Raw genomic sequence first — 13,803 nt, 5'->3', positions numbered from 1 at the left:
AAAGGTTCAATCGTTTTTGAAGTATACTGATATGAGATGGGATGAGACCGTAGCAAATTTGCCGATTGCCCATAGAAACACCACTACATGGCATGTTGCCGTCAATGCTGTAATGTCGGGCTGCAGGCCAGAGTATATGCCTATATTGATTGCCCTTACCAAGGGTCTCGGTGACCCTGATTTCCGGAGGACTCTTGCCAGTACTCATGCGTGGACACCGTTTTGTTGGCTCAATGGTCCGGTTGCAAGACAATTAGGAATAGATAGCGGTCAAGGTCAGATCAATGAGGCTGCGAATATTGCAATCGGCAGATTTATGAACCTTGCATTAATGAATCAGAAATACTAGCAATAATATCTGTATTTGAATGAGTTGGAATTTGTGCTTGAATAGTAAAGTCTTTCATAGATGCTGATTTTTGCACATCAGTATCATGACATCTTCCGATTGTTATAAAACTTCTTACTGTATGAACAATTGCTTTTGCACGAGAAGAGTTTGTTGAACCAGATGAATATGTAACTGTAAATTCATCATCTAAGTTAACATCTGATATTAATTCTGGTTTTTCAATTCCTAAAATTTCACATACTCTGTTCATTTCATGTGAATTGCTGACAACAATGTGCGACATATCCACACACAACAAAAAATCTGTTGATAGCTGCAAACAGTTGATTGCAAAAACAAGGGGTTCTCGTTTTTTGCAATTTTTAATTGTAGATTTGCACACTCAACAACTTTTAGGACATTGACTCGTCCATGGTATTTATTTATATTTATGGAAGGTCATCTAACATGAACACAGAAATCAAAAAAGACATTAAAAAGCTGATGGACAAATTGCCCGAGGTAATTGCAGCCAAGAAGCGAATGTCTGCCCATATTAAGAAATATGGGTCGTTAGAATCGTTTAACGATGACCACATTAAATTCGTCAAGCCGCTATAGTTTAACCGAATCCCCAAATGGTTATATCTTTACAACAGATTATGGTAACGAATATCTCGTTACCTTTTCGGACTTAACAAGTATAAGCTAGAAATAATTGACCTCCCCCTATGCGAAAAAGATTTTGAAAACGTCTGCTTTTTACTCATCCGCAAACAAAATCCCCATTTGCAAGATATTCAATCAGCCCTTACAGAATACCTAAATTTATCCTTTGGGAATAATTAAAAAACAGGGCAACAATTAAGGGACTCCCTTGGAGTCCCCGCGTTTCATTACAGCGTTCGCCTTGCAATCAGTCCTTCACGCAACGGACAGAGTTCCCGACATACTTATAGAAACCACCTAAAACCCCTCTACTAAAAGTTTCACTTTCTCCATTGTTTTCCGATATCACAAAATTGCACGCTTCTTGGCTATTATAAGTATACTCCGTAGAAACATACTCCGAAGAACTCCAGAAGTACGCTAATTGCCCCTCATGGTAATATTCCTCCTTGTAATCCCTGTAGCCGCTATTAGTCCTGAGATTTACAAATGATAGTGCACCAGCAGCAATCAGAGTGTTCCATTCGGTCGAGTCAGGCAAATGCCAACCTTTCGGGCAAATTCCTCGCACGGGATATGTAGGTGAACATGCCGAAGTATATCCACACCCCTTGCCACTGATACTCCATACGCCAACACTGTCCATAGCAGCCGCCCACGTGTACAACCGGCCATACTTGGCACAGTTTGCAGCATCATTGTCGTAGCACCAACTAATAGAATCAGAATGGTTTTCACTGACTTTGAATATATCGTAGTCATAGGGAACATCCACATAAGCATAGTTCAGATTTTCGGTCATCCAAACCATCGAGTCACGTTCATAGTTGGAATTAACGAACTTTATTTTCACCGTTCTGTAAGTCTGTCCATCGCGAAAGTCCGTCAGGGTGTTGCTACTGCTATCGTAAACGCTTTCATCACGGAATTCTATCGTTACTTCGCTAGAGCTAGACAGCGGTGTATCGATTGAGGAGGATGACTCCGCCAAACTGCTACTGGATTCTTCGCTCGCGCTCAGAATGACGGAAGAGGAACTACTCAACTTTACCGAACTCGACGAAGTTTCTTTTTCACCACTACTGCTAGACTTCCCAGACTTTTCACTAGAACTGGATTATTTCACTTCGCTCCGGGGGTCGCTTGACGAAGACTTCGCCTTTTCACTACTCGACGAAGTCACTTCGTCAGGCTCAGTGACCTTGCCACTGCTCGAAGAAGACGATTCAACACCCGGTTCGTCATTCGGCCCAGCAGATGCCGACGACGAATCACCACAGGCCGCCAGGAATGCCAGCAACACAGAAGTGAACAAATAAGTAGAGATCCTTCGGCTACACTTTGTTCCGCTCAGGATGACACAGTCAATCTTTTTCATAAAAATCCTTCGCCCCAATGGCTTGATTTATCCAACGGAAATATAATTATTTCTGTATGAACTTGTTCAAAGTTAGTCCTTTACGCAGCGAACAGGCAAACCAGCGTGCTTATAAGCATTGCCAAAACCCGCTTTATCGTTAAAGTAGTGCATGATTACATTACAACCGCGGTCACTAACATGCTCAGAGGCAACCCAGAAGTCAGCACGGTTGCCAAAATTGAGAAACCTGTCGTCTCCCCCCGTGCCAGTAGGCAATGCACAAAAGCCTACATCGTCCGTGCCGCTACTACCTTTGTACCAACCCGTCTGTGATCTAAGAACCTTACCCGCATTGTCTTGCCCGCCAACAACCGAGAACAGGATATTCCATTCGTCCTTTGTCGGCAAGTGCCAACCATCCGGGCAAACCCCCTGCACCTTTTCAGGCAATATGCAAGTTTTACCGTCACCACAATCTACGCCATTACCGCCATCGTAAAGCGCAATGCTGTCAACTGCCGCTGCCCAAGTGTAAAAACGACCAAACAACTCACATTTTTCCGGATCATTTTCATAACACCACGACCAATCGTAATTCGCATTTCTGGAGCCGCCCTGACCTGGGTCGAAGTTCAAATTTTCTGCCATCCAAGTCTGTTCGCCTATTTGTACCGTTCTATAAACTTGTCCGTCTCGACTGTCTGTCATAGAGCCATAGTCAATGTCAGGATTGAAAAAACTTTCCTTCAGCTCGGCAGATGACAACGAGTTAATGCCATCATCAGAATCGTCGCTAGATACTGTCGGCGTGGCACATGCAGCAAGGAACGCAGTGAATAGGAGAAGGGTGAAAGAGATTGTCGCACCCGCATTCTGCAAGTTCGCAAAGATGTATTTTTTCCCGTTTTTCATAGACACTCCCTTATTCTAGTCCACTATGCAAAGAAACTACATTATTAGCATCGTTTTTGCAACAATCTCTACGCTTTTCTTATAAGAAACACAGTCATTCCCTAATCCACTTGTCCAAAAAGTCCATTTGTTCGGCGGTGTGGAACCAGTGTTCGCCACTGTCCATTACGGTCAAAGGGGCACCGATTTTCTGGGCGAATTCGCGCATCGTTTCTAGCGAGGTCAGGTTGTCATTCGAGCCGTACAGGATTTTTGTCGGGATACGCCACTCAATCGGATTTTCGTGCACGTAACACAGGTATTCCCAGGAGAGCGTTTCGCCGAAACTCGTCGGCACCGTTTTCTTTTCGCGAAGTTCCTTTTCGGAGACTCCCGCCCACGTCATCATGTCGCAAATCAGTTTTTCCAAGTTGACCATCGGCGAAATAAAGTAGGCCTGTTTGATTGGCTTATCGGCCAGAGCATTCATCGAAAAGAACGCCCCGATGCTATTCGCAATAAGAATCACCTCGTCGTAGCTCGCCGCGACGGAATCAAAATATACCGGGAATTCCTTCTTGGCCTCCCACGGGGTCTCGGCCTTGTAATCAAACCCGAGAACATCGGCTTCCGAGAACAAGCTCTTGTAATGCAGCGCCTCGTCGGCGTTTCCGCCCTTTCCATGCACATAAATAACAAGTTTCTTCATTTCTCAGCCCTCAAATTTCCAGCCACAGTCGTTGTGGTAGACCATTTGGTGAGTCATGCCGCCGTCGATGCAGATGTTTTCGCCGGTGATGAATCCGGCCTTGTCACTTGCAAGGTAAAGCACCATGTTCGCGATGTCGAGCGGATTGCCGACGCGGCCTGCGGGCTGCTGCGTGGCATCGGGACCTTCGTAGAGTTTGAAATCCGTATCGATCCAGCCCGGCGAAATGGAATTCACGCGAACGCGGCCCGCAAAACTCAAGGCCAGCGCATGCGTGAGGGCTGCAATTCCGCCCTTCGCCGCCGTATAGCTTTCCGTCTGCGGCTGACTCATGCGGTCGCGACTCGAAGAAATGTTTATAATGCTTGCGCCCGACCCGAAATGCGGTGCAAAAAGTTTCGCGAGGTAGAACGGGGCCGTCACACCGACCGCCAGCGCGTAGCTGAATTCCTCGTAGCTGCACTCGTCAATGCCCTTCATCAGCGGAAGCGCGTTGTTCACCAGCACATCCACGTGCCCGTACTTTTCGATGACGAACTGCGCAAACTTTTCGAGGACTTCCTTCTTGGAGAGGTCCCCCACAAAGCAGGGATTCTCGCGGATGTCGATGTAGGCGGTCTTCGCGCCCTCTTTCTCAAATTCACTCACGACGGTAGCGCCAATCCCGTGCGCCCCGCCCGTCACCACGATCACTTTATTTTCAAATGCTTTCATGTAGGTAAATATACCCTAAAATGTACCGAAGCGCACGCCTCCACTTGACGCACATGCCGCATTATCCTATTCTTTCCGCAAATGCTCCAGTATTTCGAAGTCACAAAGAAATCTCCGTGGTTGCCGCAGGTCAAGGCGCTGTATGAATCGGCTTTCCCGGCGAACGAACGCATCCCGATAAAGCATTTGCTCGACGACAAAATCAAGCGGGAATTCTGGGCATTTTTCGACAAGGATGATGGCGAGAACGCCGCGACCCCCATGTTCTGCGGATTTTCAAATTCCATTTCACACGGGGACATCACGAACATCGTCTATTTCGCGGTAGAACCTGAACTGCGCTGCCGCGGGTACGGTTCGCAAATTTTGCAGGCCATCCGCAGGCAACACCCCGACACGCGCATCGTCGTCGATATTGAAGTCGAAGAAGATTCCAAGAACGCCGAAGAACTCGAACGCAGGAACCGCCGCCGCAAATTTTACACCCGCAACGGCTTTGACTCCTCCCCCGTCGATTACGTCTGGCAAGGCGAGCACTACCGCCTACTTTCCGCCGGCGGCCCCGTCACCGAAAAGGAATTCCGCAACTTCTGGAAAGAAATACTGAAGGATATTCCCGGAGCGAAGTACCCGTAAATTTTTATATAGGCTCATTATAAGTTGATTTAACACCCCTGATGAAGTGCGTCCTGAAAATATTCCTGTTTGCCCTGGTGTTCGCGGGGTTTGCCTTTGCCGAAGCGCAAGACAGCGACGAGCCTTCGGTTTCCAAGTTCCGTGAACGGTTCTCGCTGCGTTTCTTGTGCGATTACAATTTCGTGGCTATCTGGAATTCCGCCTACAACAACTCGACGCTCAATTCGAACCGCCCGATCGATGTGGGCATCGGCTTCGGTTACGACAGCCTGTTTACCACATTCGGAATTTCGTGGGACGTGTCCGCCGATTTCAAGTACAGCCTCCCTTTTACCACTTCAAAAGAAAAATCAGACACCCAGGCTTTCGAGACAGGGCTCGACTTTTTCCCGGGAAACTGGTGGCTTGCGGCAAAGCTCCGCTTTTACAGCGGCTTTACCGCGGAAGTCGAACACGACAGCGAAAAGGAACGGGAATTTATAGACCTCTGGTTCGCGGACATGTATTTTTCGATGCTCTGGATGGCGACCGCGAAAGAAATTTTCGCCCCCAGGAGCGCCTACTTTTTGGATCGCCGTCAAAAGAAATCAGCCGGAAGCTTGATTATCGGCGGACGCCTGCAGCGAAACATTGCCGAAGATAACGACGGAATACTTGGCTACGAAAACGACAAACGCGACATCACCTCCATCTGGGGCAACGTCGGGTACACCTACACCTTCGTTTTCGACAACGGATATTTTTGGAACCTCTGGGGAGTTGTAGGCATCGCGTACGGTCGCGAGAACGCTGACGACGGCAACCTGCTCTTACCCGAATCGGACATAAAGACCGCCTTGGGCTACATCGGGGAAAAATGGGCTTGGAACATCGTTCTTAAATGCGGATACTCCGCCATTGCGTTTGGCGAACATCTGGAGCAAAAATACGTATCTGCCTTCGAAATCCTTGTGGTACGCAGATTCTAGTTTGCAAAATATTCCAACCTCGATTTACTATTTTTTTTGCATACTCTCATAACTTCAGGACAATTCTATGCGTTTCTATGTACCCACGGATATCTATGTTGAAAAGAACTGCGTGAAGAACCACGCGCAAAACTTGCTTGCGATTGGAAAACGCGCGTTCATCATGACGGGCAAAACTTCTGCCAAGAAGAACGGTTCCTTGAACGATGTCACCGCCGTCCTGGACGCGGCCCACGTGCCGTACCAGATTTTTGACCAGGTCGAAGAAAATCCGTCAACAGATACCGTGGGGAACGCCGCAAAACAAGCTCGCAAATTCGGCGCCGATTACATCATCGGTATCGGGGGCGGCTCCGCCATCGACGCGGCGAAGGCTGTAGCATTGCTCCTTGCGAACCCAAGCATCGAGGCAGACAATTTGCACAAGGCTCCCGAAAAGCCGCTCGGCCACGTGCCCGTCGTCGCCGTTCCGACTACCTGCGGAACGGGTTCCGAGGCAACGCCGGTCGCCATCATCACGAACCACAAGATTCACCTGAAAAAGAGCATCCCGCACAAGATTTTCCCGGCGCTCGCGCTTGTCGACGGCAAGTACCTCGCCTCGGCCAAGAAGACGCTGATTATCAATACCGCGGTCGATGCGCTCGCCCACATGGTCGAAAGCATATTGAATGTCCATTCCAACGCGTTCAACCGCATGTGTCCGGAATACGGCCTCAAGCTCTGGGGCGAATTCAAGGAAGCGCTCCTCTCCGACTCCCCCGTCGATGAAAACCTTTACGAAAAGCTCATGCTCACCTCGACAATCGCCGGCATGTCCATCGCGCACACAAGCACCGCTGTACCGCACGGCATGAGCTACGATCTCACGCTGCACCAGGGCGTGCCGCACGGCCCCGCCGTAGGCTACTTCCTCGCCACCTATGTAGAAATCTGTGAAAAAAAGGTTCCCGAAGATGTCAAGCGAATTTTGGAACTTTTAGGCTTCAAAAACACCACCGATTTCGCCGCAATGCTTGACAAACTTATCGGCAAATGCAAGGTTTCTCGCGAAATGCGCGATCAATTCGCCATCGCCATGAAGGCGAATCGTTCCAAGCTGGACCTCGTTCCCGGCGGAATCACGCCCGAAGAAGTCAACTTTATATACGACAAGTCCCTGATTGCCGAATAAATTTTTCCTTAATAAAAAAATAATTATAGATTCATTTAGGTAGACAACCTAAAAACATAGGAGTGCAATATGGAAAGTGAAGAACTGGAAAAAATTAACCAAACATTAGGCCTTTTAGCCGAAAAATACGATGCACTTCAAAGATTGCAAAGACTCGATGTTGCGATGAAATTACTAGACATTTATAATAGGAACCTTTTCAATGCAAGTCTAAGTGCGGTGTTAAATGAAGTCGATGCCTATGCAGACTTTGAAACAGAAAGTGACAACTGGGCAGAAATAAAAAAAACAAGATAAACAACCAACAAAGGTCCGTTCATGAAAAAAATATCGACCATAACCTGGATTCTTCTCCTTCTTTGCGCAAGCGCTTTCGCCGAAATCGCAGATATCGAAAAGAATGGTGACTGGTACTACCTCTACAACGAAAAGGGCAGCCGTTACAAGACCATGAGCGTAAAGGAAATCGGCACAATCAAGAGCGTGTCAAGCAAGGGTTTTACCTCAAAAAACAACAGCTTTATCTACACCTGGGACATGAAGGGAAAGCGCACCGGGACAAGGCCGGCCAATTAGCAAAATGATTCTGCATAAGCCGGATTTCTATGACAAATTTAAGTGCATCGCCGCGCAATGCACCGACACCTGTTGTGTCGGTTGGGAAATCGACATAGACAAGGATTCCCAGGAAACTTATCGCAAGGTGGCTGGCATATTCGGCGACAAGTTGCGCGAAAACATCGAGGACGGTCATTTCAAATTGCTTCCCCACGACCGTTGCCCCTTTCTAGACAAGGAAAATCTCTGCGAGATATACACGAACCTCGGCAAAGACGCCCTCTGCGACATCTGCCGGGAGCATCCACGGTTTGTCGAGGTGTATGGCGACATCATGGAACGCGGAATCGGACTCTGCTGCGAAGAAGCGACAAGGCTGTTGCTAGCCGGTGACGGCCCACTCACCTTTACAAGCGAAGAATGCGACGAACCCGAAGATGAGCTCAGCGAAGACGACGCCGAAATTCGGGATGAAGTTTTATGGACTCGGAATCACCTATTTAATATTCTCGCCAACGAGTCCGTTTCGTTCGGCAATAGACTATATGAAGTTTTCGGCGTCACCAACGAGAACCCGTTCACGCCATTTGAAAGCATTCACGACATGATAGAGGCTCTCGCCAAGACCGAAAGCTACGGCCCCGCCTGGGACAGGGCACTTTCACGCATCAAGAGCCGCCTTGACCAAGCTGCGCCCTCCCTTGATCAAGGCTTTTTCTCAGAAAACGACAGTTCACGCTTGTTGACATATCTTCTTTACCGCCATTATGCCAAGAGTCTCTACGACGGACGCGAGCAGGGGCGGCTTCTATTTGCGCTATTCTTTTGGAATGTAGCCCGTTTCTTTACGCAAGAACTCGCAGGCGACTTTTCCACACTAGACCAAACGGGACGCATCAAGATTGACGCAATCAAGATTCTTTCCAAGCAACTGGAGTATTCCGAAGAAAACATGGATTTTCTAACATCCATTCTAGACGGAGAGAATGGATTAGGCTAATTTTCCCTAAAAAGCATTCCCGTCAGCACGCAGCTCGAGAATGTCAAGATTGAATCCGGTTCCAAGGACTTGCAGACCGTTTTTGTCGGAACAAATGTCAACTACCACGTGGATCCGCTCAATGTAGAATACCTGATGCTAAAATGGATCGAAAAATGGGACGGAAAACTTCCGCAGGTCAACGGGAACGACAAGATGATCCCGATGTTCAATATCCAACAGTAAACCAAATGTCTAAATGACAAAAATGGCGCTCACCTATCGAGTAGGTGCTTGCGCCATTTTCCGCTTTTCCAGCGGAACCAGAACAAGAGCGGTGCGGTGCTATAAACGGCCACCACCGTAATCCAGGCATAATGCGCAGGAAGATGGAAAACGTAAGCCGAAACATAGAGAGCACCGGCCACGCACCAGTTCATGATGGCACTGGCAAACATGACCCACAAGGTATCTCCCGCTCCGCGAAGCGCGCCGGCATAAATGACTAGGAGCACTTCAACAAAAATATAAAGGGCCGCCAAACGCAACATGAACAGGCTCATGGGTCGGGCTGTTTCAAAGATGGCAATCGCCGATGCCGTCGCATTGGAATCCGGCCTAAATATATCGGTCAAAAGACCTGGCAAGAAAATGAACAATATCCCGATAATGGCGGAATAGCCCCACCCAAGCCGAAGTCCCGAAATAGTGGAACGGTTCGCGGCAGCACCCTGCCTTGCGCCTACATAGCGGCCGACAAGACTCGTCGAAGCCACCTCTAGACCCATCAGAGGAACATAGGCAACCATATCCCAGTTGAACATCACCGAAGACGCCGTAGCCGCTTCGGGACCAAGCGCATGGAACATCAGAATCAAAAGCTGGAACGCCGTCATGTTCAGGCACATTTCGACTCCCGAGGGAATTCCCTTCTGCAGCAGTTCCTTGGTCAAGGGCCAGCTAAACGCAAACGCATAACGGGTGCGGAAACGCTCGTGGCAATTCTTGCCGAAGAATTTTGCGAACAAAATTACCGTCGAAACCAAGTTTCCAATCAAGGTTCCGTAAGCAGCGCCCGCCACGCCCAGCGCGGGAATCGGACCGCATCCGTAAATCAAGAAGAAGTTACAGACTACGTTGACAATCATGCCAACAAAGGCCGCCTTCATCACAATCTTGGTTTCGCCGATACCGCTAAAGAAACACGGGGCCGCATTACGAACCAGGTTAATGATTCCGCCGAACATCAGAATGTTAAAGTAGGTCTTTTGGTACTGCAACTGGTCCACCGGCAGATGTTCCATTCCAAAAACCAAATGTCCCAGCGGGATCGTGAGGTACAGAAGCGGCACCGATGCAAGCGACAGATAAACAGCCTGCATGAACACGCGACCGCAATCCCAGCGTTTTTTGCCACCTAGGCGTTGCGCCACCATGGCAGTCGTGTAGCTGATTGCCCCCGTAAAGAACATAGTGAGCGCAAGCTGCACCGCTCCCGCCCCCAGCGCAGCGTTCATTTCGGCAGGTCCGAGCTTCGAGAGGAACAGACGATCGATAAAAGTCATGATGGTGTCGAAAGACATCGACAGGAGCATGGGAAGTGCCACCACGAGTACATCCTTCACATCACCATTTTTCTTGAATCTGGACGGCCTATAGAACTTATTGAGTATCGCATCGACCATAGCGGGGGACAAATATAAAAAAAAATGCTAAATTTGACCCATTATGTTTTCACAGCTGACAGACTCTCTAGAATCTACCCTCAAGAACCTGCGCGGGCAGGGCAAACTCACCGAAGAAAATGTCGCCGAATCGTTACGCGAAGTGCGCCGCGCATTCCTCGAAGCCGACGTGAACTTCAACGTGACCCGCGACTTCGTGAAAGCCGTCAAGGAAAAGGCCCTGGGCTCCGAAGTCCTAAACTCGGTGACGCCCGGTCAGCAGATTGTCAAGATTATCCACGACGAGCTCGTGGCCGTCATGGGTGGCGAGACCAAGGAAATCAACCTTTCCGGCCCCGCTCCAGTCGGCATCATGATGGCAGGTCTCCAGGGGTCCGGCAAGACGACTTTCGCCGGCAAGATTGCCCTGTGGATGCGCAGCAAGAAAAAGAGAAAGCCCCCCCTGGTGGCAGCCGACGTGTACCGCCCCGCCGCAATCAAGCAGCTGCAGGTGCTGGGTAAATCCATTGGCATTCCCGTGTACGACGAAGGCCAAGGCGACCCGGTCGAAATCATCAAGCACGGCTACCAGTACGCCAAGGACAACGGCTTCGACCTGGTCATTTACGATACCGCAGGCCGCCTGCAAGTCGACGAAGAACTGATGCAGGAACTGGAGAAGGCGAAGGACGCCGTCCACCCTGATGAAATCCTTTTTGTTGCCGACGCGATGATCGGCCAGGAAGCAGTCAACGTGGCAGAAACCTTCTGGCAGCGACTGAACTTTACGGGAGTCTGTCTCTCGAAGATGGACGGTGACAGCCGCGGCGGTGCAGCACTCAGCATCAAGAAGATGACGGGGGTACCCATCTGCTTTATCGGTGTCGGTGAAAAGCTCCCCGAAATTGAACTGTTCCACCCCGACCGTATGGCAAGCCGAATACTTGGCATGGGCGACGTGGTGAGCCTCGTGGAAAAAGCCCAGCAGGTCATCGACGAAAAAGACGCGAAGGACCTGAAGAAGAAGATTCTCAACAACACCTTCGACCTGAACGACTTCCTGAACCAGCTGCGCACCATCAAGAAGCTCGGCCGCATCAAGGACATTCTGAGCCTGATTCCTGGCCTGAACAAGCTCCCCATCGACCAGATTGACGAAAAGGAACTGGTCTATGTGGAAGCCGTACTCAGCTCCATGACCCCGAAGGAACGCAAGAAGCCGCAGATTCTGGACGGCAGCCGCAAGGCACGCGTGGCCAAGGGTTCCGGCACCGAAATCGGTCGCGTGAACGCCGTGCTCAAGCAGTACGAAACCATGAAGGAAATGTTCAAGAAGGTCGGCGACATGGCCCGCAAGCAGAACAACGGCGGAACAGTTGGCAGCAACTACACGCCGCCGAAAGACAAGAAGAAAAAGAAGAAGAAATAGGACTTATCCGTAAGCAGGCAAGGTGCTATACCTTTTTCATCCAGTTTTTCTTTTCGTACATCAACTTGTCAGCGCGCTTAAAAACGTCGCCAGAGCAAGTATCGCCTTCCCGGAATTCGCATATTCCGCAGGCGATACTGACTTTGCCGTTGGCATAGTTCTGAACAGAAGTCTCATCTAGGGACCTTTCGAGTTCGTCGCGGCATTCATAATCGCTGCCGCGCAAAATGGCCACGAATTCGTCTCCACCGATACGGAATACCGGGCTATGCTTGAAGGTTTCGCAGACAAGGCGCGATGCCGCCTGAATGTATGCATCTCCAGCCTTATGGCCCTGCGTATCGTTCACGGTCTTCAAACCGTTCACATCGCAGATCGCTATCGCAAATTGATGGACTTCACCAGATTTAATCTGCCGATCCAGCCCCTCCTCGAATTCCCCGAACGCATTCTTGTTGCGGATACCCGTCAAGTCGTCATGACGGGACTTCGCCAGCGCTTCGCCGAGAGCCCTTTTGATTTCAATCTCTCTACGAACGCGAGCATCGACATTTGTCACGCTCAAAATAATATGGTTCGCATCGGCATAGACCGCATTCAAGTTCACATAGACAGGGCGCGAAGACATCATGAGACGATATGTAAAGGAAAAAACTCCGTTCTCATCGATTTCCTTCAGAAGAACATCCCTTCGCAACGCAGCACTAACCAAGGCCAGATCTTCCTGATAAATGACGCGCTTGGCATCTTCTTGCAGCTGTGCAAAAAAGTTATCGCCCTCCATTGCCATGCGCAGTTCACGATACTGATGATTCGCCTTGTATTGCGCAAAATGTTCCGTTTCCAAATTCACAAGGTAGAGGCTGGTATAATGCTCCGCTAAAGCCATCACGATACGGCTATAGGTCACCCCCTTATCCGCCTGTCTTCTCAGTTCCTGCTCAGCTCGCTCCTGTTCATCGATATTGGATATTCCTATGACCCAGAATCTCCTGCCACTGGCGGTATCGGCCACCGCCTTAAGCGAGAACCAAACAGGTTTGGAATCAATGACAAGCCGATACTTCATCGCGAACGGGTTACCGGTCGCCGTCGCGTCCAGAAGAGTTTGCTTATTGAACGCACTTGCAAAAGACGGTTTGTCTTCTTCGAAAATAAGCACCTGTAAATTTTTCCGGGTATCCCCCCAGAAATCACCACTATTGTAAATATCCAAGTCCTTGTGCTTTCCGCGGAAAGCATACATGGAATAGTCATCCGAATCAATATCGACAAAGAAAACGCACTCGTAATCCAACGATAGCGCTGCAGCAATTCGCCCCAATGGCAAGGACATGCTTTTGTCGATCAAGAAAGGAACTCCGTTTTTTTTGAAAAATACAATAAAAAAAGCCCAATCATGTCACATTGTAAGAATATTGTAATGTTTTTAAGTGTTTTTGCAGGCATCCCAATCGACATGGAGCCGAGTCGACCCGTCACACATCCAATTTTTCACCATTTTAAGCTAAATTTCGCCATTTTTCCACTTTCCAACAGTTACTTTATTTGTAAAGAACGGATTTTTTTTACATCCCGTCCTTTACACACAAGAGATTTATTTCTATATTACCCCGCAAAACAACAAACAACCCCAAATTTCCTCTAAAAAGGAAATACAACAAGAAAGAGGTTAAAATGGCAACCGTTATCCGTCTCGCTCGTTTCGGCAAGCGTCACAA

General features: G+C 49.0%; 16 protein-coding genes and 1 pseudogene. 9 read left to right on the top strand and 8 right to left on the bottom strand.

Going from position 1 to position 13,803, the window contains the following annotated elements; translation table 11 throughout:
- Positions 1-349: pseudogene (locus Q0628_RS03430) on the top strand (hypothetical protein); the annotation flags it as partial.
- Here the strand turns inward: Q0628_RS03430 and Q0628_RS03425 are convergent.
- The 6 genes from Q0628_RS03425 to Q0628_RS03400 form a co-directional block, all read right to left on the bottom strand.
- Positions 315-602, bottom strand: a complete 288-nt coding sequence (locus Q0628_RS03425) for a hypothetical protein (RefSeq protein ID WP_298768177.1) — start codon at positions 600-602, stop codon at positions 315-317. The pseudogene Q0628_RS03430 and the gene Q0628_RS03425 sit on opposite strands and share 35 nt — an antisense overlap.
- Positions 603-1,247: 645 nt before the next feature.
- Positions 1,248-2,045, bottom strand: a complete 798-nt coding sequence (locus Q0628_RS03420; RefSeq protein WP_298768176.1) for an FISUMP domain-containing protein — start codon at positions 2,043-2,045, stop codon at positions 1,248-1,250.
- Positions 2,046-2,117: 72 nt separating this feature from the next.
- Complete coding sequence (locus tag Q0628_RS03415; protein ID WP_298768175.1) at positions 2,118-2,378, bottom strand: hypothetical protein; 261 nt, start codon at positions 2,376-2,378, stop codon at positions 2,118-2,120.
- Positions 2,379-2,450: 72 nt separating this feature from the next.
- On the bottom strand, positions 2,451-3,272 hold the full coding sequence (locus Q0628_RS03410; RefSeq protein WP_298768174.1) for a fibrobacter succinogenes major paralogous domain-containing protein: 822 nt from the start codon (positions 3,270-3,272) through the stop codon (positions 2,451-2,453).
- A gap of 94 nt (positions 3,273-3,366) precedes the next feature.
- Complete coding sequence (locus tag Q0628_RS03405; protein ID WP_298768173.1) at positions 3,367-3,960, bottom strand: alpha/beta hydrolase; 594 nt, start codon at positions 3,958-3,960, stop codon at positions 3,367-3,369.
- A 3-nt stretch (positions 3,961-3,963) separates the two neighbouring features.
- Positions 3,964-4,674, bottom strand: a complete 711-nt coding sequence (locus Q0628_RS03400) for an SDR family oxidoreductase (protein ID WP_298768172.1) — start codon at positions 4,672-4,674, stop codon at positions 3,964-3,966.
- 81 nt (positions 4,675-4,755) lie between these two features.
- Here Q0628_RS03400 and Q0628_RS03395 point away from each other — a divergent pair, with 81 nt between their 5' ends.
- From Q0628_RS03395 to Q0628_RS03365, 7 genes are all read left to right on the top strand, one after another.
- Positions 4,756-5,310 carry a GNAT family N-acetyltransferase gene (locus Q0628_RS03395; RefSeq protein WP_298768171.1) on the top strand — a complete coding sequence of 185 codons (555 nt, stop codon included), beginning with the start codon at positions 4,756-4,758 and terminating at the stop codon, positions 5,308-5,310.
- 41 nt (positions 5,311-5,351) lie between these two features.
- Entirely contained in the window at positions 5,352-6,278 is a 927-nt protein-coding gene (locus Q0628_RS03390) for a DUF4421 family protein (protein WP_298768170.1), read from the top strand.
- A gap of 67 nt (positions 6,279-6,345) precedes the next feature.
- Positions 6,346-7,452 carry an iron-containing alcohol dehydrogenase family protein gene (locus Q0628_RS03385; protein WP_298768169.1) on the top strand — a complete coding sequence of 369 codons (1,107 nt, stop codon included), beginning with the start codon at positions 6,346-6,348 and terminating at the stop codon, positions 7,450-7,452.
- A 69-nt stretch (positions 7,453-7,521) separates the two neighbouring features.
- A complete protein-coding gene (locus tag Q0628_RS03380) occupies positions 7,522-7,749 on the top strand; it encodes a hypothetical protein (RefSeq protein ID WP_298768168.1) in 228 nt (75 codons plus the stop codon).
- 21 nt (positions 7,750-7,770) lie between these two features.
- The gene (locus Q0628_RS03375; protein ID WP_298768167.1) at positions 7,771-8,028 is read left to right on the top strand and encodes a hypothetical protein; all 258 of its coding nucleotides are present in this window, start codon (positions 7,771-7,773) and stop codon (positions 8,026-8,028) included.
- Positions 8,029-8,032: 4 nt separating this feature from the next.
- Positions 8,033-9,010, top strand: a complete 978-nt coding sequence (gene fliB, locus Q0628_RS03370) for a flagellin lysine-N-methylase (protein ID WP_298768166.1) — start codon at positions 8,033-8,035, stop codon at positions 9,008-9,010.
- Positions 9,011-9,079: 69 nt separating this feature from the next.
- Positions 9,080-9,235 (top strand): hypothetical protein, encoded by a 156-nt coding sequence (locus Q0628_RS03365; protein ID WP_298768165.1) that lies wholly within the window; start codon positions 9,080-9,082, stop codon positions 9,233-9,235.
- A gap of 29 nt (positions 9,236-9,264) precedes the next feature.
- Here Q0628_RS03365 and Q0628_RS03360 read toward each other — a convergent pair whose 3' ends face one another.
- Complete coding sequence (locus tag Q0628_RS03360; protein WP_298768164.1) at positions 9,265-10,674, bottom strand: MATE family efflux transporter; 1,410 nt, start codon at positions 10,672-10,674, stop codon at positions 9,265-9,267.
- A gap of 43 nt (positions 10,675-10,717) precedes the next feature.
- On the opposite strand from Q0628_RS03360, the gene ffh reads away from it, so the two are divergent.
- Positions 10,718-12,082, top strand: a complete 1,365-nt coding sequence (ffh, locus tag Q0628_RS03355) for a signal recognition particle protein (RefSeq protein WP_298768163.1) — start codon at positions 10,718-10,720, stop codon at positions 12,080-12,082.
- A gap of 25 nt (positions 12,083-12,107) precedes the next feature.
- Here ffh and Q0628_RS03350 read toward each other — a convergent pair whose 3' ends face one another.
- Entirely contained in the window at positions 12,108-13,418 is a 1,311-nt protein-coding gene (locus Q0628_RS03350) for a GGDEF domain-containing protein (RefSeq protein WP_298768162.1), read from the bottom strand.
- Positions 13,419-13,803: the final 385 nt, after the last annotated feature.

Origin of the sequence: uncultured Fibrobacter sp., from assembly GCF_937877005.1 — a bacterium.
Lineage (GTDB): Bacteria > Fibrobacterota > Fibrobacteria > Fibrobacterales > Fibrobacteraceae > Fibrobacter.
This window is presented reverse-complemented; position numbering and strand designations above follow the sequence as displayed.

Coding starts and splice junctions, on each gene's coding strand:
- Q0628_RS03395 (WP_298768171.1), top strand. CDS start 4,756: ATGCTCCAGTATTTCGAAGTCACAAAGAAATCTCCGTGGTTGCCGCAG.
- Q0628_RS03350 (WP_298768162.1), bottom strand. CDS start 13,418: ATGTCCTTGCCATTGGGGCGAATTGCTGCAGCGCTATCGTTGGATTAC.
- fliB (WP_298768166.1), top strand. CDS start 8,033: ATGATTCTGCATAAGCCGGATTTCTATGACAAATTTAAGTGCATCGCC.
- ffh (WP_298768163.1), top strand. CDS start 10,718: ATGTTTTCACAGCTGACAGACTCTCTAGAATCTACCCTCAAGAACCTG.
- Q0628_RS03390 (WP_298768170.1), top strand. CDS start 5,352: ATGAAGTGCGTCCTGAAAATATTCCTGTTTGCCCTGGTGTTCGCGGGG.
- Q0628_RS03410 (WP_298768174.1), bottom strand. CDS start 3,272: ATGAAAAACGGGAAAAAATACATCTTTGCGAACTTGCAGAATGCGGGT.
- Q0628_RS03380 (WP_298768168.1), top strand. CDS start 7,522: ATGGAAAGTGAAGAACTGGAAAAAATTAACCAAACATTAGGCCTTTTA.
- Q0628_RS03405 (WP_298768173.1), bottom strand. CDS start 3,960: ATGAAGAAACTTGTTATTTATGTGCATGGAAAGGGCGGAAACGCCGAC.
- Q0628_RS03415 (WP_298768175.1), bottom strand. CDS start 2,378: ATGAAAAAGATTGACTGTGTCATCCTGAGCGGAACAAAGTGTAGCCGA.
- Q0628_RS03385 (WP_298768169.1), top strand. CDS start 6,346: ATGCGTTTCTATGTACCCACGGATATCTATGTTGAAAAGAACTGCGTG.
- Q0628_RS03425 (WP_298768177.1), bottom strand. CDS start 602: ATGAACAGAGTATGTGAAATTTTAGGAATTGAAAAACCAGAATTAATA.
- Q0628_RS03375 (WP_298768167.1), top strand. CDS start 7,771: ATGAAAAAAATATCGACCATAACCTGGATTCTTCTCCTTCTTTGCGCA.
- Q0628_RS03360 (WP_298768164.1), bottom strand. CDS start 10,674: ATGGTCGATGCGATACTCAATAAGTTCTATAGGCCGTCCAGATTCAAG.
- Q0628_RS03400 (WP_298768172.1), bottom strand. CDS start 4,674: ATGAAAGCATTTGAAAATAAAGTGATCGTGGTGACGGGCGGGGCGCAC.